The sequence below is a fragment of the Niveibacterium terrae genome, from assembly GCF_048213115.1.
GTDB classification, from domain to species: domain Bacteria; phylum Pseudomonadota; class Gammaproteobacteria; order Burkholderiales; family Rhodocyclaceae; genus Niveibacterium; species Niveibacterium terrae.
Genome location: NZ_CP172404.1, coordinates 3464138 through 3486923 on the forward strand (window position 1 = coordinate 3464138; position 22786 = coordinate 3486923).

At 62.1% G+C, this 22786-nt stretch carries 17 protein-coding genes and 1 pseudogene; 5 read left to right on the plus strand and 13 right to left on the minus strand.

What is annotated here, in order from left to right:
• The first annotated feature begins 14 nt into the window (after nt 1-14).
• From ACHFB9_RS16050 to ACHFB9_RS16060, 3 genes are all read left to right on the plus strand, one after another.
• Complete coding sequence (locus ACHFB9_RS16050; protein ID WP_417068478.1) at nt 15-3134, plus strand: efflux RND transporter permease subunit; 3120 nt, start codon at nt 15-17, stop codon at nt 3132-3134.
• Nucleotides 3135-3271: 137 nt separating this feature from the next.
• On the plus strand, nt 3272-5443 hold the full coding sequence (locus ACHFB9_RS16055; protein ID WP_417068480.1) for a heavy metal translocating P-type ATPase: 2172 nt from the start codon (nt 3272-3274) through the stop codon (nt 5441-5443).
• Between the two features lie 299 nt (nt 5444-5742).
• Nucleotides 5743-5931: a hypothetical protein gene (locus ACHFB9_RS16060; protein WP_417068482.1), complete on the plus strand. Its 189-nt coding sequence runs from the start codon at nt 5743-5745 to the stop codon at nt 5929-5931.
• A gap of 244 nt (nt 5932-6175) precedes the next feature.
• Here ACHFB9_RS16060 and ACHFB9_RS16065 read toward each other — a convergent pair whose 3' ends face one another.
• The 6 genes from ACHFB9_RS16065 to ACHFB9_RS16090 all read right to left on the minus strand — a co-directional run bounded on the left by ACHFB9_RS16065 (nt 6176) and on the right by ACHFB9_RS16090 (nt 11958).
• A complete protein-coding gene (locus tag ACHFB9_RS16065) occupies nt 6176-8545 on the minus strand; it encodes a hypothetical protein (protein WP_417068483.1) in 2370 nt (789 codons plus the stop codon).
• Complete coding sequence (locus tag ACHFB9_RS16070; RefSeq protein ID WP_417068485.1) at nt 8542-9192, minus strand: hypothetical protein; 651 nt, start codon at nt 9190-9192, stop codon at nt 8542-8544. The genes ACHFB9_RS16065 and ACHFB9_RS16070 overlap by 4 nt, the downstream gene beginning before the upstream one ends.
• 117 nt (nt 9193-9309) lie before the next feature.
• The gene (locus tag ACHFB9_RS16075) at nt 9310-9813 is read right to left on the minus strand and encodes a DUF1543 domain-containing protein (protein ID WP_417068486.1); all 504 of its coding nucleotides are present in this window, start codon (nt 9811-9813) and stop codon (nt 9310-9312) included.
• A 29-nt stretch (nt 9814-9842) separates the two neighbouring features.
• Nucleotides 9843-10166, minus strand: a complete 324-nt coding sequence (locus tag ACHFB9_RS16080; protein WP_417068488.1) for a YciI family protein — start codon at nt 10164-10166, stop codon at nt 9843-9845.
• A 53-nt stretch (nt 10167-10219) separates the two neighbouring features.
• A complete protein-coding gene (locus ACHFB9_RS16085; RefSeq protein WP_417068490.1) occupies nt 10220-10657 on the minus strand; it encodes a ProQ/FINO family protein in 438 nt (145 codons plus the stop codon).
• 134 nt (nt 10658-10791) lie between these two features.
• Nucleotides 10792-11958, minus strand: a complete 1167-nt coding sequence (locus ACHFB9_RS16090) for a benzoate/H(+) symporter BenE family transporter (protein WP_417068492.1) — start codon at nt 11956-11958, stop codon at nt 10792-10794.
• A 100-nt stretch (nt 11959-12058) separates the two neighbouring features.
• On the opposite strand from ACHFB9_RS16090, the gene ACHFB9_RS16095 reads away from it, so the two are divergent.
• Together ACHFB9_RS16095 and ACHFB9_RS16100 are read left to right on the plus strand one after the other, a co-directional pair.
• Complete coding sequence (locus tag ACHFB9_RS16095) at nt 12059-12670, plus strand: helix-turn-helix domain-containing protein (RefSeq protein ID WP_417068494.1); 612 nt, start codon at nt 12059-12061, stop codon at nt 12668-12670.
• 113 nt (nt 12671-12783) lie between these two features.
• Nucleotides 12784-14670 (plus strand): methyl-accepting chemotaxis protein, encoded by a 1887-nt coding sequence (locus ACHFB9_RS16100; RefSeq protein ID WP_417068495.1) that lies wholly within the window; start codon nt 12784-12786, stop codon nt 14668-14670.
• Nucleotides 14671-14781: 111 nt separating this feature from the next.
• On the opposite strand, the gene ACHFB9_RS16105 is transcribed toward ACHFB9_RS16100, so the two are convergent.
• The 7 genes and pseudogenes from ACHFB9_RS16105 to ACHFB9_RS16135 form a co-directional block, all read right to left on the minus strand.
• The gene (locus tag ACHFB9_RS16105; protein ID WP_417068497.1) at nt 14782-17526 is read right to left on the minus strand and encodes an EAL domain-containing protein; all 2745 of its coding nucleotides are present in this window, start codon (nt 17524-17526) and stop codon (nt 14782-14784) included.
• Nucleotides 17527-17586: 60 nt separating this feature from the next.
• A complete protein-coding gene (locus ACHFB9_RS16110; protein ID WP_417068498.1) occupies nt 17587-18141 on the minus strand; it encodes a chemotaxis protein CheW in 555 nt (184 codons plus the stop codon).
• 10 nt (nt 18142-18151) lie between these two features.
• Nucleotides 18152-19243, minus strand: coding sequence for a methyl-accepting chemotaxis protein (locus tag ACHFB9_RS16115; protein ID WP_417071417.1), 1092 nt, complete (start codon nt 19241-19243; stop codon nt 18152-18154).
• 66 nt (nt 19244-19309) lie between these two features.
• Nucleotides 19310-19789, minus strand: a pseudogene (locus ACHFB9_RS16120) (MCP four helix bundle domain-containing protein); the annotation flags it as partial.
• Between the two features lie 46 nt (nt 19790-19835).
• Entirely contained in the window at nt 19836-22025 is a 2190-nt protein-coding gene (locus ACHFB9_RS16125) for a chemotaxis protein CheW (RefSeq protein WP_417068500.1), read from the minus strand.
• 2 nt (nt 22026-22027) lie between these two features.
• Nucleotides 22028-22318 (minus strand): STAS domain-containing protein, encoded by a 291-nt coding sequence (locus ACHFB9_RS16130; RefSeq protein ID WP_417068501.1) that lies wholly within the window; start codon nt 22316-22318, stop codon nt 22028-22030.
• 42 nt (nt 22319-22360) lie between these two features.
• Nucleotides 22361-22729, minus strand: coding sequence for a response regulator (locus ACHFB9_RS16135; protein WP_417068502.1), 369 nt, complete (start codon nt 22727-22729; stop codon nt 22361-22363).
• Nucleotides 22730-22786 lie beyond the last annotated feature (57 nt).

Below are 22786 nucleotides of genomic sequence, written 5' to 3' on the forward strand. Positions count from 1 at the left end.
GAGAGCAGACAATCATGCTGAACGCTATCGTGGATGCCGCGCTGCGCTACAAGGTATTGGTCCTTGTCGCTTTCGTGGCCATCGTGGGCCTGGGAATCCAGGCTTTCAGAAATGTCCCGGTCGATGCCTTTCCGGATCTGACCCCCGTCCAGGTCAACATCTACACGGAGTCCCCGGGACTCGCCGCCGAGGATGTAGAGAAGCTGCTGACGACACCGCTCGAAGGGGCGATGGCCGGCCTCGCCGGCGTCGAGGAGGTGCGCTCCGTCTCGCTCTTCGGACTCTCCTACGTCGGGGTCTATTTCAAGGACTCGGTCGATATCTACTTCGCGCGTCGCCTGGTCGGCGAGAAGCTCCAGGAAGCCCGCGAACGGCTGCCCAAGGGCTACGGCGAACCCGTGCTGGGGCCGAACAGCTCGGGCCTGGGACAGGTCTTCTGGTACACGGTTGAATCGGCGGACCGCAAGCTCTCGGCGATGGACCTGCGCACGCTCCACGACTGGACCGTGCGCGTGATCCTGCGCACGGCGCCGGGCGTCGATGACGTGATCTCCTGGGGCGGAGAGGAGAAGCAATACCAGGTCCAGATCGACCCGAACAAGCTGATCAAGTACGGTCTGAGCTTCAAGGACGTGATGGAACAGCTGAGCGCGAACAACAAGCAGGTCGGCGGACAGTACCTGAACATCGGGCGCGAACAATACCTGGTGCGTGGCCTGGGCCTGGTCGCCAACACCCGGGACATCGGCGAAATCGTGCTCGCACAGCGCGACGGCACTCCGATCTATGTGCGGGATGTCGCGACGGTCAAGGAAGCTCCGGCCCTGCGTTTCGGCGCGGTGACCCGGGACGGCAAGGAAGCCGTGCTGGGAATGGCTCTGTCCCGGGTCGGAGAGAATGCGAAGAGCGTCGTCGATGCGGTGAAAGCCAAGCTTGCGACCGCCCAGGCCGCGCTGCCGGCGGGCGTTAGCCTCAAGCCGGTCTATGACCGCACGGACATCGTCGACAAGGCCTTGAAGACCGCGGAGAGCGCGCTCGTCGAAGGTTCAATCCTGGTCGCGATCGTGCTCCTGCTCTTCCTCGGCGAACTGCGCTCGGCGCTGGTCGTGATCGTGACCCTGCCGCTGGCGATGCTGATGGCTTTCCTGATGATGGATCAGTTCGGGATGTCGGCGAACCTGATGTCGCTGGCGGGTCTCGCGATCGGCATAGGGATGATGGTCGACGGTTCGGTCGTGATGGTTGAGAACGCTTTCCGGCTTCTGGCCCATGCCAAGGCTTCGGGCAAACCGATCAAGCGCACTCACCTGATCCTTGAGGCCGCCCACGAAGTGGCCAGCCCGATCGCGTTCGCGATCCTGATCATCATTGTCGTCTTCATGCCTCTCTTCTCGCTCACCGGCCTGGAGGGCAAGCTCTTCAAGCCGATGGCGCTGACGATCAGCTTCGCGATGGCGGGTTCCCTGGTGCTGTCGCTGACCCTGGTGCCCGTGCTCTCGGCGCTGATTCTCAAGCCAAAGGAAGAGAAGGACACGCTGCTCGTCCGTCAGGCCAAGCGCCTCTATCTTCCGCTGCTCGACTGGGCGCTTGCGCACAAGAAGCGGGTGCTGGGCGGGGCGCTCGCGCTGTTGATCGCCGCGCTCGCGCTCTTCCCCTTCCTGGGCAAGGAGTTCATGCCGACCCTGCAGGAAGGCGCAATCATGTTCCGCATCACCGGTATCCCCTCGACTTCGCTGGAAGAGTCGATCCGCGTCTCGAACGTCGTCGACCAGACGCTCAGGCAGCGCTTTCCTCAGGTCCGCTCGGTGCTGGCAACCGTCGGCCGCGCCGAGAAGGGGGAGACCTCCGACGTGAACTATATGGAAGTGCTGCTCGACATGAAGCCTGAATCCGAGTGGCCGACCAAGGTCTCGTACGCGAAGCTCTCCGCCGAGATGCAGCAGACGCTGGAGCAAGCCGTCCCCACCGCCGTGTTCGGGGCTACCCAGCCGATCCAGATGCGGATCGAGGAACTGATCTCGGGGGTTCGCGCGACGCTTGCGCTCAAGCTCTACGGAGAAGACCTCGCAACGCTGGACCGCCTGAGCGGTCAGATCAAGGGCGTATTGAATCGCGTCCCGGGAGTTGCCGACCTGTCCGCTGAGGCCAACAAGGGCAAGCCTCAGCTCGTGATCCGGGTCGATCGCGAAGCGGCGGCGCGCTACGGCATCAACGCCGACGACGTGCTGGAAGTCGTCCAATCCGGCATAGGCGGCAGCGCCGTGTCCACGCTGATCGACGGCAACAAGCGTTTCGACATCTCGGTGAGACTCGCCGAAGCCTTCCGGGCCAACCCCGAGGCGATCATGGCGATCCCGATCCGGACCCGCGCCGGAGCGCTCGTCCCGTTCGGCCAGGTGGCCAGGATAGAAGCGGACGAAGGCTATTCCTTCGTTCGCCGGGAGGCGCTGCAGCGCTATTCGGTGCTGCAGATGGACGTCAAAGGCCGCGATGTCGACGGCTTTGTCAGGCAGGCCGACGCGCAGATCCGCAAGGAGGTCAAACTGCCCGCGGGCTACTGGATCGAGTGGGGCGGCGCCTTCGAGAACCAGCAGCGGGCGATGGCCCGGCTCGGCCTGATCGTTCCGCTGACGATAGGCTTGATCTTCCTGCTCCTCTATACCGCGTTCAACTCGGTCCGCCATGCGACGCTGATCATCGCCAACGTTCCATTCGCCGTGATCGGCGGCATCGTCGGTCTGTTCCTGAGCGGGCAATACCTGTCGGTTCCGTCGGCGATAGGGTTCATCGCGGTCTTCGGCGTCGCGATGCTCAATGGCATCGTGATGGTCTCCTTCCTGAACGATCTGCAAGAGCGGGGGAGATCTATCCGCGAGGCAGTCAGAGAGGGCGCCGCGCTTCGCCTGCGCCCGGTGCTGATGACGGCGACCGTCGCGATCCTCGGTCTCGTGCCGATGCTGCTCTCGACCGGCATCGGCGCGGAGACCCAGAGACCGCTGGCCACTGTCGTCATCGGCGGGCTCATCACCTCGACCGCACTGACGCTGCTGCTGTTGCCACTTCTCTACGAGTGGTCCGAGACGCGCTCGCAAGCTCGCCAGATACGCGATCTCGTCGCGGATAAGCCCGACTGATCCGAAGCCGCGCCACATCTTTGCCGTCTGGCAGGGATGTGGCACCAGTAGCGCGTCCGTCTTCCCGAAACGGCCCTTGACTCTAAAGTGGATACAGGGTTTTGAATGGAAGCCCTCGATGAAACAGGAGTTCCTCCATGTCCGGCTGTTGCAATCACGACCACTGCCTCTCCCCGTCCGCACCACCCCACGGGGTTCTGGCCGCGCCCGAATCCGTGTCGGGCGGCGTCAGGACGGTCATCCGCATCCTGCAGATGGACTGCCCCACCGAGGAGGCGCTGATCCGCAAGAAGCTGGGAGCCCTGTCGACGGTCAACAGTCTTGAATTCAATCTGATGCAACGCAGTCTGGCGGTCGTCCATGCGCCGGAGGCCCTGGACACCGTGCTGGAGGCCGTGCGCTCGCTTGGTTTCGAGCCCGAACTCCCCGGCACGACGGCTTCTGACGCCGCCTCCATGAAAACCCGGAAATGGCCACTGGCATTGGCCGGCGCCGCCGCGATCGCAGCGGAAGCGGTGACCTGGCTGGAACTGCCGACAGCGCTGGCGGCGGCGCTGGCGATTCTGGCCGTCCTCGCCTGCGGCCTTGGCACCTACAGGAAAGGCTGGGTCGCACTGCGCAACGGCGAGCTCAACATCAATGCGTTGATGAGCATTGCCGTGACCGGCGCCCTGGCCCTGGGCCAGTGGCCGGAAGCGGCAATGGTGATCGTGCTGTTCACGATCGCCGAGCGGATCGAGGCTCGTTCGCTCGCTCGGGCGCGCAATGCGATCGAAGGTCTGATGAAACTCGCTCCCGAGAAAGCGACGCAGCGGCAGGCGGACGGCTCCTGGCAGGAAGTCGATGCAAAGGCTGTCGAAGTTGGCGCATTGGTCCGCATCAAACCCGGCGAGCGCATCGCCCTGGATGGGCAGATCGTCCGCGGCCGCTCGACCGTAAACCAGGCGCCGATCACCGGCGAGAGCCTGCCGGTGGACAAGGCTGAGGGCGACCAGGTCTTCGCCGGAACGATCAACGACTCCGGCGCCTTCGAGTATCGGGTCACGGCCGGGGCGGGCAACACGACCCTCGCGCGCATCATCGATGCGGTCGAGCGGGCCCAGGGAGTCAAGGCTCCGACGCAGCGTTTCGTCGATCGCTTCGCCCGTCTCTATACGCCAATCGTGTTCGCGATCGCGCTGGCCGTCGCCGTGCTGCCGCCAGTGCTGTTGGGTGGCGCCTGGCACGACTGGATCTACAAAGCGCTGGTGATGCTGGTGATCGCCTGCCCCTGCGCGCTGGTGATCTCGACTCCGGTCGCAATCGTCAGTGGTCTGGCCGCCGCCGCCCGCCAGGGGATTCTGATCAAGGGCGGTATCTATCTGGAGGAAGGGCGCAAGCTCAGATGGCTGGCGCTCGACAAGACGGGCACCCTGACCCATGGCAAACCGCTTGAGACCGACTTCGAGTTGCGCGCCGATTCGTCCGAGGCGCTCTGCCGCCGTCTGGCCGCCTCGCTGGCGGGACGCTCCGACCATCCGGTATCGCAAGCCATCGCCAAAGCAGCGGACCTTCACGGAATCGGGCGAGAGACGGTCGACGATTTCGAGGCGCTCCCCGGACGCGGCGTGCGCGGGAAAATCGAGGGCAAGGCCTACTCGCTGGGCAATCACCGCCTGGTCCATGAACTCGATCGCTGTTCCCCGGAGCTCGAGGAACGGCTCGACGCGCTGGAACGCGAAGGCAAGACGGTCGTCCTGCTGATCGATCAGGAGCGGGTACTGGCGCTGTTCGCGGTCGCCGACACGGTCAAGGACAGCAGCCGCGCTGCGATCGCCGAGCTGCATGGCCTGGGCGTCGGAACCGTGATGCTGAGCGGAGACAACCCACACACCGCGGGAGCGATCGCCGACCAGCTCGGCATCGATCAGAGCCACGGCAATCTGTTACCCGGGGACAAGCTCAAAGCGGTCGAGAAGCTGGGCGAAAAAGCCCATGTGGGCATGGTTGGGGACGGCATCAACGACGCGCCGGCCCTGGCCCGCGCCGATATCGGTTTCGCGATGGGCGCGATGGGCACCGACACCGCGATCGAGACGGCCGATGTCGCGCTGATGGACGACGACTTGCGCAAGATCCCGGCCTTCATCCGCCTGTCGCGGGCCACGCACTCGGTGTTGGTCCAGAACATAGGCTTGGCGCTGGGCATCAAAGCCGTCTTCATGGCGCTCGCTTTGCTCGGCTCGGGCTCGATGTGGATGGCGGTTTTCGCCGACGTCGGGGCAAGTCTGCTGGTGGTCGGGAACGGCTTGAGACTGCTGCGGCATTGATCAAACACGGCCCCCTGGCACCAGGCAAGCGGCCCACCAGGGGTTTTTCTGGCGCAAATCGCGATCAGACTTTCAAATCCGCGCATCAAGGCCGTTTGTCAGAACGCCCTGAAATCCTCAAAAAGCAGCCTCAACTGATCGGGCATTCTATTGCCTCATAAACCGACGGGCATGAAATGACTGTTTTCGGGGGGCACATAAGCCGGTCGCATTAGAGAATATAAAAGCTCTCTTGGATTTGTCGGACGGTTTTGCTCAGAATGCACTCACACCAAACAGCGAACCAACAGGAGCCAGTCATGAGCAATTCCGTTTCGACCAAGATCGCCCACTTCGCCGCCTTCGTGATCGTCGCCACGATCACTGCCGTGCCCGCCGCCGTCAATGCCTTCCATTCCTCGGCTGCCAATCAGGTCCAATACGGCGACGCCCTCTACGCCACGGGCCTGCAGATGAGCATGCACCAGGACGTCGCCAGCACCAAGTAAGCAGGAACTGCATATATTGCGCAGCGCGATGGCGCAAGGCCATTGACGCGCCAACACGGCAACCTTGCCGTGAGCTGAATATGGAAGACAAGTCCTCTCCGGCGGCTGCCGGAGCGCGGCGCAGATAAGCGCAGAATGGGTTCGAAAACCCGCAGCAACACTCCGCGCCGAGTGTTGCTATCGGCGTCAATTCCGCCTTCCAAGTCGAAAGGCGGTTTCAGAAGCACGCTTTGCGCAACGCCGCTCAGGTCCGCGGCTTGAACCAGTATTTCGTCGTACGCGCGGCTTTCGATTCAGGATATTTGAGTTTCAAGAGATCAAAAGCCTTTTTTGACAGCCCACCAGCGGACACATCGGCGCACCAGTTCATTCGCGTTGCGTAGACGGCTTTGCGCAACAGATCAGGCACACGTGCGTCAGCGGGGAAACGGGCGGCGAAATCGAGCACGTTCTGCATGGACGCGGAAATCAGGTCGGGTTCAGCCTCGTATCCCTTGCGCTCACCAAGCCACGCTTCATGCTCGGCAGGCTTGAGCAGCTGTCGGGAAAACTTGCCTGCCTGGTATTTGTACACGCCCGCAGCTTCTTCTCCATCGGCGACGGAAGATCCCGGTTTCGGCACACTCAGACGGCAGGATCCACTGATTTTCGCGCTGCGCTCGAGGACTCCGGCTTCGAGCAGCAAGACCTGGTTGTCGGTGATTGCCCGCAGGCGCGCAACTTCCTTGTCCGGGGATTTCTTGTCCAGCTCGGCCAGAACTGCCAAGGCTTCACGCACGCCGGCAGCATCCTTGCGCAGTTGAGCGCGGACCAGAGCCATATTGGCCACCTGGTCCGGATAGGGAGCGGGCCAGCCCGAGTGCTTCGCCGTCTCGATCAGCGCTGAGTGCGGCAGCTCGTAATTGAGGATCCACAGCGCATCCGCATCCAGGCCCTTATGTGCGGTGAGCGAGGGATCCGGGGGAGGAGACGGGAGCAGCGTGTCCCGATCAAAGCCCTGCCCTCCATCACGCAACGCATCCACCCAGAATTCGTGAAGATTCGCGGCATGCTGAAGGCGATACTCGCGCACCCGGTTGCGCGCCGAGTAGTCGGCGATGACATCGGGGCGCTTCAAAAGAGCCTTGGCCAGCGCCAACGCTTCTTCCCTGCTCCCCAGACGCAGGCGCTGCAGCATGAAAGTCGTCGCTCCGGGATGTTTGTCCGGCACAGCGGACAAGGCTTTGAGCAAAGCCGGAGACTGCGGATCGCCGCGTTCGGCGAACACGGCAGCGCTGAACAGCCACGCAAGCTGTGTCGGCTGCTGCTGGAAGCGTTTCAGCGACTCCTCGCTCCATTTGCGCCTCAGGCAAAGCTCTTCCTGATGGCGGCTCGCTTCGTCGCTGGCGTCCCCCTTCTTGCAAGAGGAGTCGGATGCGTGCCCCCCATCGACCAGACCACTCATCCATTCGCCGAGCGCTTCGCTTGACGCAGTCTGCCGATGCAGGTGCAGATAGTCGGTAGCGACCCGCTGAAAGCTCTCGGCATCGATCCCCGGGCGCACCAACTCCGCGGCCAGTTCGCGGAAGCGGAGCTCGGGGACGAGTCGCGCGGCAACCAGCGAGCGCAGGTCCTGCAAGCGCTTCGCTTCATCTCCTCCGCCCCCCTTGCCCGCGCTCACGATCGCCCGATCGATGGCGCTCAGCAGTCGGCCTCCCTCCTTCTTGCGGTAGGCGGCGCGCTGGCTTGCGCACTTTGGGGTATCACAGTCTTCGCCGGGAATCTCCTTGGGCGGCAAAACCTGAATCGAGCGGAAGCGGGCCCGCAAGGCCAGATACGCCCCCCAGGCGCGCCAGGCAGAGGCCTTGTCTGCGGCAATCGCCTGGAACGACTTCTCAGCCTGATCGTAAAAGCCTTCGTAGAACAGTGCGGCGGCGCGCTGGTAGGCACGATCCTGACGGAGCAGGACCGGCGCATCCGGGGGAGTGTCCGCGAGCTTCATATCAGCGAGCAGATGCCGCGCGACGCGCTCCGCCTCGACAGGACGAAGGTGGTCGAGATCCCTCCTGAAATGGCTGGGCCCCAGCGCGCAGCGCGCGAAAACCTGATGCTGGGCGACAAGCCAGTTGCGCAGCGCGACGCTGTCCTTGCCCCAGACCTGAAGCCGCGCCGCCAGGGTTTCCTTGGCTTGCAGCCACGCGGAAGCGGGACAGTTCTCGAAGCTGTCCCAGGCATTACCCATCGGAAAATGGGCGCTCGCCTGGAACTCTGCGGACGGCGAGAGCGCGGGGTTCGCCGCCCTGGCCGCGGCGAGCCAGTCCGCGACCGCGGAATCGCTGCGCTCATCGCCAGACAGGCGCTCCGTATAGCGAAATGCCTCTTCCGCCCCCGCCGGCAGGGCGAGCTCGTTCAGGCGGAACCAGGCCAGCAGCAGCGGTTTGCGCCACCACGTTTCCTCGATGACGCCCAGGCTGCCGGAGATCAGATCCGGAATGGGACGGACCGGCCCCCACGGCGAATTGAACTCAGGCGGTCCCTCTTCCCCACCACCCGATGCGCGCCCCGGCATCGGGGCGGAAAGCAACAAGAGCATGGACAGCGCGGCGGCAAGAGCGGCTGGAGTTCGGCGGATCATTGCGTTTTTTCCGGATAGTTGGAGGAATGGGAGGGGGAACGCTTACCGAGAAACAGATATCGGCGCCCCGGCAATTTGACAGGCCAGGGCGGCTCATCGTCGGCCACTCCGTGCGCCATAGCGCAGCGCGGCTCGCCGACTCCGACGGCGCTTCGGGCGACATAGTCGGCGCGGGCCTGGCCCAGCCGAAAGTACATCGGAACGATTTCATCGACGGGAAGATCGGCAAGCCAGCGGTCCTCATGGCACCAGCTCGCCAGGGCCGTCACCGACAACAGGACTCCCGCAGGAAGATGGGTCTTGATTGATCGGACCGTTGCCCGCCAGAACTCGCGTTGGGACTTGCGCGCCTCAAAGTCGAGCTGAACCAGAAATGGCGCTCCGCGGCGGGCCGCTTCGATGACTGAATCGCCAAGATAACGCATCTGCTCGTCGGTCCCGGCAAAGGGGATGGCCGGATCGATTTCGACATGAACCACCGGCACCGTCACCACGCCCTGCGGCAGAGACAAGGCGCTGCGCCGCGGAACGCGGGAAGCGCGCCGGCCCGACAGATAGACATGCGTCACGACGACGGCAGCCCCCACTCCTGGCGCCGGAGCAGGCAATTGACTGGCGGGGCGGTCCCAGTACCACCAGAATTCCATGGGGGGGTTCTGCCGCAGCGGTTCAGGGGCTGAGCCCAATGCGAGAGTCGTCCAGGCAACTAGCGCCAATACCAGGCAAACCTTCAGAGGAGCGAGATTCCCGTCACCTTCGGCCATTCATATCCCGATGGGCTGATAACCCTGCCAATCGGGGATCCACCGGTGGCCGTGCGGATTCGGGCGCAGGAGAATGTGGAAATCGCCGACCTTGTCCATCAGCAGACAGTTGTCGACGTCCTTCAGATTGTCCTTGTGCTTCTGGCTGGCTCCTGTGAGCAGCGTCTCGAGCGCCTTCGCCTTGGCGCCCTGCGCATCGCGCGCGACGAAGAAGGCGAATTCGTGCAATTCGGCCAGCGAATCCGGGCGATAGCCGCCGACATTGACGAAGTAGAGGTGCATGTCACTGTCCGCGGGCTCGGAGGAGAGCACGACGTCGAAGCCATCGGCCCAGCTGACGTGGCTGTATCCGTCAAGATGGACCTTGTCCTTGTCGCCAAACCAGGCGGCACGCAGCCAGTCCCACGCATCTTCGGGACGCTCGACCGCGGCGAACTGGATGTCATGGACTTCGATATTCGATTTCCCGGCGTTGCCGCCCAGATAGAACATGTAGAGCTTCATCGCGGAGAGTCCTTTCGCCGGCTCAGGGGTCAGCGCCTGCCCAGATTGTCCCGGGTCTGGCCATCGCGCATCAGCCAGCCATTGGCTTCGTTCGCCTCGATCAGCTCGGAGAGCGCATAGCGCTCGTAGTAGCGCTGCGCGATGAAGGGGTCGGACTTGAGGATCGCTTCAGCGTGCTCCCGGGATTCCGTTTCGAGGATCTGCAACGCGCCGTCATTGTCCCTGAATGGCCCACACAGGATCAGGTATCCCGCCGACTGCTGAACTCTCAGATGCTCGACGTGAGCGCTCAGCAGCTCTTCCGTCAAAGTGTGGCTCTTCTTCCCGGACAACAGCGCAACATACTTGGCCATAGCCAGCCTTCCATTTTGAAAAAGGGCCAGAGGCAGCGAGGGAGTCCGCCCGATTACTTGCGCGAGAACTTGCTCATCAGCTGATTGAGCTTCTCGGCCCGCTCGCGTTCAGTCTGCGCTTCCTTTTCCGCCTTGTCCTTCGCAGCCTGCTCGGTCTTGTGTTCCTGGGCGCGCTTCTTGAAGCGCTCGAACAGATCCTTGCTGGCCAGCGTGCGCTGCTCTTCGCTGACTTCACCCGCCGGAGTGCCGTCGAGGTTGAAGCGCTGTGACGAGGACTGCATCGTCTTCAGGTAGCGGATCGAGTGGGTATGCATGCCCAGCGCGGCGCGCAGCTGCTTGCGGTTGATCTCCGGGCGGGACGCCATCAGCTGCTTGTCGACGCCGATCGCCAAGGGCAGATGCTCCCCGATGACCTTGAATTCCTGCTGCAGCGTCTTCAGCAGCGCTTTTGCCGAAGGAGCGGGAACCGGGGTGGAAGAGACTTCAGTCATGCGGAGCGTCCTGCAATGTTTTTCAAGAGGCGCAGTTTACCCAAATCTCGACGCCTGCCTGTCGCGCCAAGGCCACTTTCGCTGAAATGAATCGCTCGAACAGCCTCTCGGCACACAATTTTTCTGCGGCGGTGCTATTTCCGCGCACCGCACCGGCTCCAGACTAGACCGAACACAAGCCCCCAGAAGGCGCTGCCGACGCCCAGCAGGCTCATGCCCGACGCGGTCACGAGGAAGGTGACCAGGGCCGCATCGCGCTCGGGCTCGGCGGAGAGCGCTCCGGCAAGGCTCTGCCCTATCGTTCCGAGCAGTGCGAGGCCGGCGATCGCGAGCACCAACGCATGAGGGATCGCGCCGAAGATTCCTGCGACCGCGCCGCCCAGAAGACCGGTGATCAGATAGAAGAAGCCGGCCCACACGGCGGCCAGGTAGCGCCGCGCGGGGTCGGCATCGGCGTCACTGCTCATGCAGATCGCCGCGGTGATCGCAGCCAGGTTGAACGAAAAACCGCCCCAGGGCGCGAGCAGGATGCCCAGAAGACCCGTACTGCCAACCAGGGGAGAGGCCGGAGTCTTGTAGCCGTTGGCGCGCAGCACCGCGATGCCGGGCAGGTTCTGCGAGCTCATCGTGACGATGAACAGCGGCACCCCGACGCCAAGCAGCGTCGGCGCCGAAAACTCTGGTGCGGTGAAGACAGGTGTCGTCAGCGCGAAGTGGATCGCTCCGGAATGGATCGTGCCCCGGACCGCCGCCAGCAGCACCCCGCCCAGGAAGGTCAGCGCCACCGCATAGCGGGGTAGCCAGCGCCGCCCCGCGAGGAAGATGACCAGCATGGCCCCGAGCAATCCAGCCTGCTTCGGCAGCTCACCGAAGAATTCGAGGCCAAAGCGCAAAAGGATGCCGGCCAGCATCGCGGCCGCGAGCGATCTCGGCACATGGCGCATCAGACGATCGAAGCTGCCGCTGAGCCCGACGATCGCGATCAGCACGGATGCGAACATGAAAGCGCCAATCGCCTGCGCCATAGAGACTCCGACCAGGCTGGTCGCCAGCAAGGCCGCGCCCGGCGTAGACCAGGCGGTCAGGATGGGGCTGCGAAACCACAGCGAAAGCCCGATGCAGCTGATCCCCATGCCCAGGCCCAGCGCCCAGAGCCAGGAAGCCAGCTCGGCTGGCGAGGCGCCCGCGGCCTGTGCGGCCTGGAATACGATCGCCGCCGAGCTCGTATAGCCGACCAGCACGGCGATGAAGCCAGCGGCGACATGGGAGAACGCAAACGTTTTTCCAGAAAACCCACCCATGATCGCCTCTCCTCTGTTGTAATTCGCCGTGTGCGTGATAGCGCACGGACAGCATAAGGCTTGTGCGCCATAACGCACAAGCCCTCAAGGCGAAAACGCGATGACCGAACACAAAGAAAGCCCCACCGACTCCGATCCCCAGGATGTCGTCCGCCACCTCGCCGGACAGCTCAAAGCGCTGCGCAGCAGCCGCGGCTGGAGCCTGGACGCGACCGCCCTGGCCACCGGGGTCAGCAAGGCGATGCTGGGGCAGATCGAGCGCGGCGAGTCGAGTCCGACGATCGCAACGCTGTGGAAGATCGCCAAGGGCTTCGCCTGCCCGCTCTCCGTCTTTCTGAGCTCGGCGCCGCAGCCCAGCACCGAACTCGTTTTTCGCAGCGCGACGGAGTTGCGCGCCAAGCCCGCCCGCGACGACATGCTGGTCGCACCGCTCTTTCCCTACGATCCGCGCTTCGCTTTCGAACTGCTCGAGCTGAGCTTGCTACCCGGCTATGTCAGGCATTCGGATGCGCATGCGACGGGCGTGACCGAGCATGTGATCGTGCTGAGCGGCGAGATGGAGGTGCTGATCGACGACACTTGGCACCGCCTCGGCAAAGGGGATGCAGTGCGCTTCGCCGCGGACAGGCCGCACGGCTATCGCAATCTGAGCAAGGCCTCCGCCGTCTGCCACAACCTGATCCACTATCCGGCCGGAACGGCGACCGAGTGAGCGCGACGATCGGAATGTCGGGCTAGCATGAAAGTCTGCAGCCCAAGCGAAGTGCTGTTGCCGTAGAAATTTCCATTTGACCCGCCCCCCCCCCCAGCAAGCAAGGAGCAGAAATGAAATTATCCCTTCGCGGCAAGCTCACCGGCGTGATTCTGGCTCTCACCACGCTGATCACCGCGGTGATCACGCTGGGCTGCTACGTCCAGATGCGCGATCAGCTGATCAACACCAGCATCCGGAATGAAGTCAAAGCTTCGGCTGCCGGCACGAGCCAGCTCATCAAGGAATGGATCTCGGTTCGCAAAGCCATCGTCACCGCCGCCGCGCAAAGCCTGCAGGCCACCGATGCCCCCCTGCCCGCGATCGTGCAGACCGCGAAGTCCGGAGGCTTCCAGGCGGCCTATCTCGGCACCCCTGACAAACAGATGATTGCCGATCACGACATGCAGTTGCCGGCCGGCTACGACCCCACGGTACGCCCGTGGTACAAGGACAATGTCGGCGCGCCGGGGACCGTGATGACAGCGCCCTACCTGGACATGTCGACGCACAAGATGGTCATCTCCTTTGTGGCGCCGGTGACGCGGAACGGAGCCTTCGCGGGCGTGCTCGGCACCGATGTGCTGCTCGATGAGATCGTCTCCAGCGTCCTCAATCTGAAACTGATCGGCGAAGGCTATGCGATGCTGCTCGGACGGGACGGGAAGGTGCTGGTGCACAAGGATGCCGCCACCGTCACCAAACCCGCGGCAGAACTCGCCCCCCAACTGAGCGCTGAGCGCCTTGCCGCGCTGGCACAGAGCGGCGAGATGATCGAGCTTGAGCTCGACCATGCCCGCAAATACCTCTTCGTCCATGCGATTCCGGGGGCAGACATGTTCCTCGCGATCGCGATAGACAGGAACTCGGCCCTGGCTCCGCTGAACGCCCTGCTCTGGCAGGCCATCGCGGCTCTGCTCGTAACGCTGCTGGTGGTCGTCCCGCTGACCGGTCTGCTGCTGAACCGGATGCTGGCCAGCATCCGCCGCATCCATGACACGATGGAAGCGATCGCCCAGGGAGGCGGTGATCTGACACGCAAGATAGCGATAGAGGGGCAGGACGAAGTCGCCGAGACGGCACAGGCCTTCAACCGCTTCCTCGATCAGCTGAGGGAGATGTTCCTGAGCGTCCGCCAGGAATCCACCCGGCTGACCAAAGGGGTCGATGAAATCCACGGGATCGTGGGCAAGCTGTCGGCAGATTCACAACGCCACGCGGATCTGACCGCCGAGAACGCCGCCGCGATCGAACAGATCACGGTCAGCATCTCCCATATCGCGGACAACACCCGGGATGCCGACGCTCTGGTCAAGGAGACCGACACGCTCTCGCTCGCCTCGGTCGATGTCATCCGCAAGGTCGCTTCCGAAGTCGGCCGCTCCGCGCACGAGGTCGAGGATCTGTCAGCCCTGCTCGACCGGCTCAACCAGCGCGCACAGCAGATCAGCGGCATCATCCAGGTGATCAAGGAAATCGCCGATCAGACCAACCTCCTGGCGCTCAATGCCGCCATCGAGGCCGCCCGGGCAGGAGAACAGGGACGCGGCTTCGCGGTCGTCGCCGACGAGGTCAGAAAGCTCGCCGAGCGCACCGCCCAGGCCACAGTGCAGATCACCGGCATGATAGAAGGGGTCGGCCACGAAACCGGCAGCGCGGTTGAAAACATGCAAAGCACGCTGACAGCGGTGCGCAGCGGCGTCGCCCAGTCGAGCGATGCCGCGGAGAAGATCGCATCCATCCACCAGAACATGAGCGCGGTCGTGGCCCGAATCGAGGAGATCGCACTCTCGACCAAGGAGCAGCTCAGCGCGACGACCGCGATGGCCCAGGCTGCCGAGCAGATCACGAACCAGACCCAGAGCTCGGATCTGGCGCTTCAGGACGCGGCGACTCAGGTCAGGCGACTCAACGAACTGGCCGTCAATCTGCGCGGCTTGTTCGGCAATTTCCATATCTGAACGCCCGCCACGCCAAGGCGCGGGGAGAAAGACATGCGCAGACGACATGCCGTCAAAACCAGGCCAGGCGGCATGTCGTTATGTTTGCTTCAGTCCGCTGACACGAACGACTCACCCTTCAGTAACGAGCCATTGCGCAGGCCGTCGCCATGCTTCAGTCCAGGCAAGGATGTTCTCCCCAGGCATCGGACGAGCGATTCCGTACCCCTGAGCGTAGTCGCAACCGAAGCGGATCAGCGGCAGGCCGTGCTCGATCGTCTCAACCCCCTCGGCCACCACTTTCCGTTGCATCGCCTGTGCCATGCTGACAACGCTGTTGACCAACGAAAGATCGTCCGCACTCGTCAATATCCCTTTCACAAAGGACTGATCGATCTTGACGACGTGAGCGGGCAGACGGCGGAAGTAGCTCAGCGAAGAAAACCCTGTTCCAAAATCGTCCAGCGAAAACTTCACACCAAAACTGCTGCATTCCTTGATGCTTCTCGAAACCTCGGAGAGGTCGTCAAGCAGAGTCGTCTCGAGAATCTCAAGGTCCAGTTCCTCGGGCGACTGTTCAGGAAATTCCTGCAAAATGGAGTAGAGCCGCCGCGAAAAATCAGCCTGTTGCAAATGCCTGGGGGATATATTGACACAGACCGAGAGAGAGAGTCCCGCCCCATCCCATAACCGCTTCTGCCGCAAAGCCTCACGCATCACCCACTCGCCCATGGGAATTGTCAGATCAGTATTCTCGACAAACGGCAGGAACTGCGCAGGGGAAAGCAGGCCTTCCTCCGGATGCTGCCAGCGAATCAAGGCTTCCACAGCAACCACGGCGTCACTATGCAGATCGACGATCGGCTGATAGTGAAGCCTGAATTCGCCATTTTCAAGAGCCTCGGCGATACGCTGATATCTATTCCGTTGCTCGACGATCCGTTTGTCGGCTTCCGGATCAAAGACATGGATGCGGTTCTTACCCAGCCGCTTGGCCTCGAACAGTGCCTGATTGGCGTGGCGGATCAATGCCTCCGCGCCATCTGCATCATCCCTGGGAAATACGGTGACTCCTGCGCTGGCGGTCAATGCAAGGTTTGACTCTCCCAGTCTGTACTGATTGCCCAGCACATCGAGGATGCGCCTGAGCACTTCCAGCAAATCCTCTTCCTGGCTGAACCCTCCGAGCAGAACAACAAACTCATCCCCGCCCAACCTTGCCACGGTATCGCCAGCGCGAAGGCTCTGCGAGATACGCATCGCAATTTCCGTCAGCGCCTTGTCGCCCACCGAACGACCGAATTTGTCGTTGACTTCTTTAAACCCATCGATATCGATCAGGCAGACACCCAGTAACGCGTCATCCCGCCTCTTCTGCGCCAGGCTCTGCCGCATCCTGTCGACCAGCAAAGACCGGTTCGGCAATCCGGTCAGCTCATCGTGATGGACAAGGTGGGCGGCGCGCCGTTGACTTTCCCGGAGCGAGCTTATGTCCTTGATGGCCCCCAGAAACCTCCAGGGCTCACCCGTTGCAAGGTAATCATTGGCTCCGGAGACCTGAATCCAGCGCACCTGGCCATCACAAGGCCTGACAATCCGGTATTCGTATTCAAAACGGGAGGCGGCAAGGTAAAGGCTGCGCTTGACCGCACGCTCAAGCGGCAGAAGATCATCGGGATAGACAAGAGCAAGCCACCCCTCCTTGGTCTGAGGATAGTCATCCCCCACGCCGAACAAGAGCTTTTGCTCTGGGGACATTTCCCATCGTCCGGACAAAAAATCAACGGAGCACAAAGCAACCCCGCCTATTCCAAGCAGCGCATGCAAGCGCTCGTTGGTCGAATTGAGACTTGCCAGATACCGGGACTGCCTCAACCACATGTAGGCAATGGCGGAGACGGCCACAAAACTAAAGACCACGATGATCAGCAAGGAGAACATTCTGAATTTCAGCACGCTGCGCCAGTCTTTCAGATAGGCCGCCTCGGCAAAGCCCGCCTTCACGATCAGCGGAAATTCAGAAAGACGAGAAACCGAATACAGGCGATGGACGTGCTGCTCAGTCAGGTCCATATAGGTCGCCGACTTTTCCCTAGACCTCCAAAACTTCAGATAAGAATCTGAAAACGCGTCCGGAGCTCTGGCTCCTTGAGGATAGCTGGCCAGCAGAGCATTGCCAGAGGTCCGAATGCTCAGCAGAGCGTCTTGACCGACTTTGAACCCGGTCAGCGCTTTTTTGAAAAATGCCCCCGCCATCGGCGCTGCCACCACCCCGGCAAAGGATCCATCGGAATTCCTGTAGCGACGCACAGCCAAGACGGCCGGCACGCCAGGATTCTGACCAAGCGCGGAAACCGCGAAAACAAACGGCTTATCCGGGTGGCTCTTGAGCTTTTCAAAGTAGTCGCTACCCGCCACATCAACTACACGCGGCCGGACTTTACCTTCACAAAAGATCAGCTTGCCCGTCGCATCGGCGACGAACCAGGGTTCGGTATCTCCATGAAGCTTTCTCTGCCTTTCGATCAAGGCCCGAATTTCAGAAGGCTCGATTTTTCCATTTCTCGACAGCTGATATTCCAACGCACTGGAGACGAGCAGCAGCGAGTTTTCGACTTTCAGCATCAGCCCATTGACCGATTGACTGATAGCCCGAACCAGATTTCTCGTCTCCCGCTCGGCATTCTCGGTCGCGCTTTTCTTAAAATCAGCCGCCCCCCGACAAAATGAATACGCGGCCAGCCCATTGATAAGCAAAGCGCACGCAACAAGCCAAAGGAAAAATATTCTATTCGACGGGGGCTTCATCAAAAAAATCTGTTCTTTTGAAAACATTGCAACAGAGCAAAATTTACCTTGAAGAGTATTGCAATGCACCGCACTTCATGGAATTTTGCAATTCCCTGCTCAAAAAAGCCCCCCGGGAGCGGGCTTGCACTAAGGCAATACGGAGTTCACCTCGCTGATCATCTGCTCCAGCTCTTCGCTGGACAGCACTTTGTCGAGGTCGAGCGCGATGACGAAGCCGCCCTCGAGGCGCAGGATGCTCGCGACAAAATCGACGCGAATTCCGGAACCGAAGCTCAGTCGGCTCTCGATCTGCGCATCAATGACTTCGACGACTTCATCGACCGCATCAACGATGACCCCCAGCGGCTGCATCGCATCCTCGGCCTGGACCTCGACGATGACGATGCAGGTCCGCCGTCCGATCTGCGTCTGCGCACGCCCAAAGCGCACTGACAGGTCGATGACCGGCACCACGGCGCCGCGCAGATTGATCACCCCCGCAAGGAATTCCGGAGTCAGCGGAATCGCCGTCACGCCGGGAAATTCGATGATCTCGCGGATCGGCTGGATCGCGACCGCGAAGCGCTCCTCCCCCAGGCGGAAGGTCAGATACTGCCGGGGAGGAAGCGATTCGACCGCCTCCTTCGCAAGGCGCACCGAATTTGCCGGCTGCGCCACCTCAGTCATGGACTTCTGGCTCATGGTCTATCCATCAGAAGCGCACGAAAGCGGCTTCGTCGATATCCGCAGCCGGGGAGAACCTATCGGCGGATGTGGCACTCCGGACCGGGCCAGGGCGCTGGACTTGCACGGGCCGGGGAGACCTCTGCGACACGGAAGACGACTCCTCGATCCGGAAGAAATTCATCATCTCCTGAAGTTGCTCGGCGTGAGCGCTCATTTCCTCGGCCGTCGAGGAGAGCTGCTCGGAGGCTGACGCATTTGCCTGGGTCGTCTGAGTCAGCTGCATGATCGCACTGTTGATCTGGTCGAGCCCTCCGTTCTGCTCGCGCGACGCGGCCGCAATCTCCTGAACCAGATCGGCGGTACGGTTGATCGATGGCAGCAGATCGCCAAGCAGATGGCCCGCCCGCTCGGCAACGCCGACGCTGTTCGAGGCGAGCGCACTGATCTCCTGTGCGGCTACCTGGCTGCGCTCGGCGAGCTTCCTGACTTCGGCGGCCACCACCGCGAAGCCCTTGCCGTGCTCACCGGCGCGAGCGGCTTCGATCGCCGCGTTGAGCGCGAGCAGATTGGTCTGATAGGCGATGTCATCGATGATGCCGATCTTGTCGGCGATCAGCTTCATCGCCTTGACCGTCTCGCTGACGGCTTCGCCGCTCTCGCTCGCGTCCCCCGACGACTTCGAGGCGATGCCATCGGTCACCTTCGCGTTCTCGGTGTTCTGCGCAACGGTCGCCGAGATCTCTTCGAGCGAAGCGCTGGTCTCCTCGACGCTGGCCGCCTGCTCCGTCGCGTTTTCACTCAGCACATGAGAGGAGGCCGCCACCTGCTCGGATGCCGAAGCCAGAGCCGCGCTGGTCGCGCGAACTTCACCGATCACATGAACGAGCTTGTCCGCCATCTGCTTGATCGCAAAGAGCATGCTGCTCTTGTCGCCCGCGCGGGTGACGACCTGGACGGTCAGATCGCCGTCGGCGATTTTTCCGACAAGTTGCGAGGCGTAGGCCGGCTCGCCGCCCAAAAGTCGCGTCAAACCGCGCGCGATCACGTAAGCAAGGATCGCCGCCAGCACGACCGCAACGGTCGCGAGCGTCAGCACCATCGAGAAGGCGCGTGTCACATCACTGCTTGCTTGCTCTTCTGATCTATGCATTTCTTTTTTATTGTGGTCAGACAAATCCTTCAATGAGTTGATGTATTCGCGATTTGCCGAGGTCGCCGAGGAGTTCAGGTAGGCAACTGACTTTTCTTTGTCCTGGGTCGCCAGGACAAAGAACTGATCATAAGTCTGCAAAAGAACTTCGCGCTTGCTCGTCATTTCCTTGAGCAGTCTACGCCCCTCTTCGGATCTTGTGTTTTTGTCAAGATAGCTAAGATCTTCTGCATCCTTCGCGATATTCTGCGTCACTTTCTTTTTGGCGTCCTGGGCCTGAGCCTCGCTCGCAGCCATCAGGAAAGTCCGCAGCTGACGGCCGGTGTCGGTCGCGCTGGTCTTCAGCTCTTCGGCAGTCAAAGATTTTGGAACCCGCTCATCTACTATTTCTTGCAAAGAGCTTGAAAGCCCACTAATTCTTGACAGGCTCAATATCGAAACGAGCAGCAACAAGAAAACAACCACGCCAAACCCCATGTACAACCGGGTCGCGACCTTCATATTCCCAAACATATGAGCTCCTGATTCATTGCGCACAGTGGTGTGCTGATATTTTCAATCACGGCAGGCTGCACGCCAGGCCGGATTCCTTTTCTGGTTTTTTGCGGATGTCGCGGGGATTGCGCAGCGTCTGCCGGACCAATTCAGGGAGATCGATGATCAGCGAGACTTCCCCCGAGCCGAGCAGGCTGGCTCCGCTGATGCCCTTGATCTGGCTGAACATCCCGGGCAGAGGCTTGATGACGATCTGCGCTTCGCCGATCAGCTCGTCGACGACCAGACCCAGGCGCTGCCCGGCGTGTCTGACGACAACAACGTTCTCCCGCGCAGCCGCATCGCCTTCGACGCCGAAGAATTCCCTGAGGCGCACAGTGGGCAGCAGACGGTCGCGCAGCTTGACGCAGTCGCGCCCCGCCTCGGGCGTGAACTCGATGCACTCCTCGACCGTGTCGAGGGGAAGGACGAAGGTCGAATCCGCGGCGCCGACGAGAAAGCCGTCGATGATCGCTAGCGTCAGGGGCAGGCGGATCCGCAGACAAGTGCCCCGCCCGGCAGTGCTGTCGAGTTCAATCTCACCACGCAGCTTGTCGATTTCGCGCTTGACCACATCCATGCCAACGCCACGGCCGGACAGATTGGTCACCTGCTCCGCGGTCGAAAACCCCGGAGCGAAGATCAGTTCGTGGATCTCCTCGGTGCTGAGCGGGGCCTGGGCCGGAATCAGTCCGCGCTCGACGGCCTTCGCCCGAATGCGTTCGGTCGCCAGGCCCCGCCCGTCGTCTGAGACTTCGATGACAACGCAACCCGACTCGTGATAGGCGTGCAGATGCACTTTCCCGACCGCCGCTTTCCCCGCCGCTTCGCGTTCGGCCACGAGCTCGATTCCGTGATCCATCGCATTGCGCACGATGTGCATCAGCGGATCAGCCAGGCATTCGACCATGGACTTGTCCAGTTCGGTCTCGGCGCCGGTGATCTCCAGATCGATCTTCTTGTCCAGTTCCAGCGCGACGTCGCGCACGACGCGCGGGAAACGCTGAAACACCTCGCCGATCTGGATCATCCTCAGGTTCAGCGCACGATCGCGAATCTGTTCGACCAGCTGCGAAACTTCCGCGAGCACTTCGACCAGCGTGGCCTGATGGGTCCGCTCGGCCTGAAGCCTCGCGCCCGCCGAAGCGATCACGAGCTCGCCGACCAGATCGATCAGCTGATCGAGCTTTCCGGCTTCGACTTTGACTATCTTCTGTTCGACCGCCCGCTTCTCCTCGCAGCGCTTCTGCCTGGAAAGCGCAGCGGCTACGACCGGGGCCTGGACCATCCTCTCCTCGACGAGCAGCTCACCGAGGCGCTGCGTCGGCCCGCCCAGTTCCCGCTGCTGCGTCTGCAGCGCCAGCACCTCAGTCAGCTCGTCGGCCGTCAGCGTGCCGCCCGCGATCAGGATTTCGCCCAGACGCTGGCTCGACTCGGGCTGAGCAGCGATCAGTTCGATGAACTCGGCGATCTTCGCGCGCGGCGGCAGGATCCGAATCTGGCTGTCCTCGCGAACGAATTCAAAGACATCGCTCAACGTCTTTTTGTCGGCACTGGAGATCAGATCGATCTCGAAGCCGAGGTAGCAGGTCTCCGGGTCGAAATCAGCCATCCGCGGCAGACGTTCGCGCAGCGGATAGAGGCCTGAGATCTGCCCCAAACCCGACAGATAGTGGATGAAGGACAGCGGATCCATGCCGTTGCGCAGCGCATCCGGACCGAAACGCAGCGACAAGTGCCAATGCTCGTTGCCGGCCCCCCGTTCGGGCTCCCGGCTCACCCACGCGGCGGGTTCATCGACAACCAACTCCTTCGCGGCAGAACTGCTTTCGAGGAAGCCCCGCAGCGCATCGAGCAGTGCTTCGCGCACCAACGGATCGGGATCCCGTTCTTCAGCGCCGGCCTCGACCGCATCGACCAGCTGGGCGAGGTAGTCGCCACAGCGCAGCAGCACCGAGACGAGCTCGCAATCGAGCCTCAGCGTTTCGCTGCGCACCCGATCCAGCACGCTCTCCATGACATGGGTGAAGCTGACGATCAGATCGAAAGAAAAAAGGCCCGCCGAGCCCTTGATCGTATGGGCGGCGCGAAACGCGGCATTGACCCTCTCGGAAGACAAACCTTCGGCTTCGATTTCGAGCAAGGCGTGCTCCATCGCGGCAAGCAGCTCGCGCGATTCCAGCACGAGGGCGGAGCGGGCAGAAGAGAGATCCATGTTCATGCTCCGACGATCGCTACGGTTTCGCCGAGTTCGCTCTCGAGCGAGAGCCGGCGCAGCACGCCGAGAACCGCGTGGCTGTGCCCGCCCCACTTCAGGCTCTTTCCAAGCGCCACGGCTTCGCGCTGAGCGACGAGCATCAGCTGAACCCCCGCGGTGTCCAGCTCGACCACCCGGGAGAGATCGACTTCGAGCGCCTCATTTTCGCGCAGCGCTTCCTGCAGCAGCTTTTTCTGCTCGGCGACCTGATAGATCGTCATCTCGCCTTCGAACTCAAGCCGGGCGGACATTCGGGATTCCGGGGACATCGCACTCCTTCGCAGATAAACGGATCAGGGCTGTATCAACTTGGCAACCGCATCGAGCAGCGCGGGCGGCTGGAAGGGCTTGACGACCCAGGCCCGGGCGCCCGCCGCCTTGCCCTCGGCCATCTTTGCTTCCCCCGTTTCGGTGGTCAGCATGATCACCGGCGTGAAGCGGTAACTCGCGAGCGCCTTGGCCTTTTTGACGAAGCCGATTCCGTCCAGATTCGGCATATTCACATCGGAGATGATCAGATTGATCTTGCGGCCATCGAGAAGCGCCAGCCCCTCCAGCCCGTCAGCGGCTTCGACGACTTCGTAGCCAACCCCGCGCAGCGCGATCGCCAGCGTATGGCGCAGGCTGAATGAATCGTCGACGATCAGAATAGTCTTGCTCATGAAACGTATTCCATAGAACGGAGGAAATGGAAACGCGCACCCCGGACAGAGGAAAAC

What these genes read in the sequence shown, in the direction of transcription:
- ACHFB9_RS16125 (WP_417068500.1), bottom strand. Translation starts at nt 22,025, where the DNA reads ATGGATCTCTCTTCTGCCCGCTCCGCCCTCGTGCTGGAATCGCGCGAG.
- ACHFB9_RS16055 (WP_417068480.1), top strand. Translation starts at nt 3,272, where the DNA reads ATGTCCGGCTGTTGCAATCACGACCACTGCCTCTCCCCGTCCGCACCA.
- ACHFB9_RS16085 (WP_417068490.1), bottom strand. Translation starts at nt 10,657, where the DNA reads ATGACTGAAGTCTCTTCCACCCCGGTTCCCGCTCCTTCGGCAAAAGCG.
- ACHFB9_RS16100 (WP_417068495.1), top strand. Translation starts at nt 12,784, where the DNA reads ATGAAATTATCCCTTCGCGGCAAGCTCACCGGCGTGATTCTGGCTCTC.
- ACHFB9_RS16065 (WP_417068483.1), bottom strand. Translation starts at nt 8,545, where the DNA reads ATGATCCGCCGAACTCCAGCCGCTCTTGCCGCCGCGCTGTCCATGCTC.
- ACHFB9_RS16135 (WP_417068502.1), bottom strand. Translation starts at nt 22,729, where the DNA reads ATGAGCAAGACTATTCTGATCGTCGACGATTCATTCAGCCTGCGCCAT.
- ACHFB9_RS16070 (WP_417068485.1), bottom strand. Translation starts at nt 9,192, where the DNA reads ATGGAATTCTGGTGGTACTGGGACCGCCCCGCCAGTCAATTGCCTGCT.
- ACHFB9_RS16060 (WP_417068482.1), top strand. Translation starts at nt 5,743, where the DNA reads ATGAGCAATTCCGTTTCGACCAAGATCGCCCACTTCGCCGCCTTCGTG.
- ACHFB9_RS16095 (WP_417068494.1), top strand. Translation starts at nt 12,059, where the DNA reads ATGACCGAACACAAAGAAAGCCCCACCGACTCCGATCCCCAGGATGTC.
- ACHFB9_RS16110 (WP_417068498.1), bottom strand. Translation starts at nt 18,141, where the DNA reads ATGAGCCAGAAGTCCATGACTGAGGTGGCGCAGCCGGCAAATTCGGTG.
- ACHFB9_RS16130 (WP_417068501.1), bottom strand. Translation starts at nt 22,318, where the DNA reads ATGTCCGCCCGGCTTGAGTTCGAAGGCGAGATGACGATCTATCAGGTC.
- ACHFB9_RS16090 (WP_417068492.1), bottom strand. Translation starts at nt 11,958, where the DNA reads ATGGGTGGGTTTTCTGGAAAAACGTTTGCGTTCTCCCATGTCGCCGCT.
- ACHFB9_RS16050 (WP_417068478.1), top strand. Translation starts at nt 15, where the DNA reads ATGCTGAACGCTATCGTGGATGCCGCGCTGCGCTACAAGGTATTGGTC.
- ACHFB9_RS16075 (WP_417068486.1), bottom strand. Translation starts at nt 9,813, where the DNA reads ATGAAGCTCTACATGTTCTATCTGGGCGGCAACGCCGGGAAATCGAAT.
- ACHFB9_RS16080 (WP_417068488.1), bottom strand. Translation starts at nt 10,166, where the DNA reads ATGGCCAAGTATGTTGCGCTGTTGTCCGGGAAGAAGAGCCACACTTTG.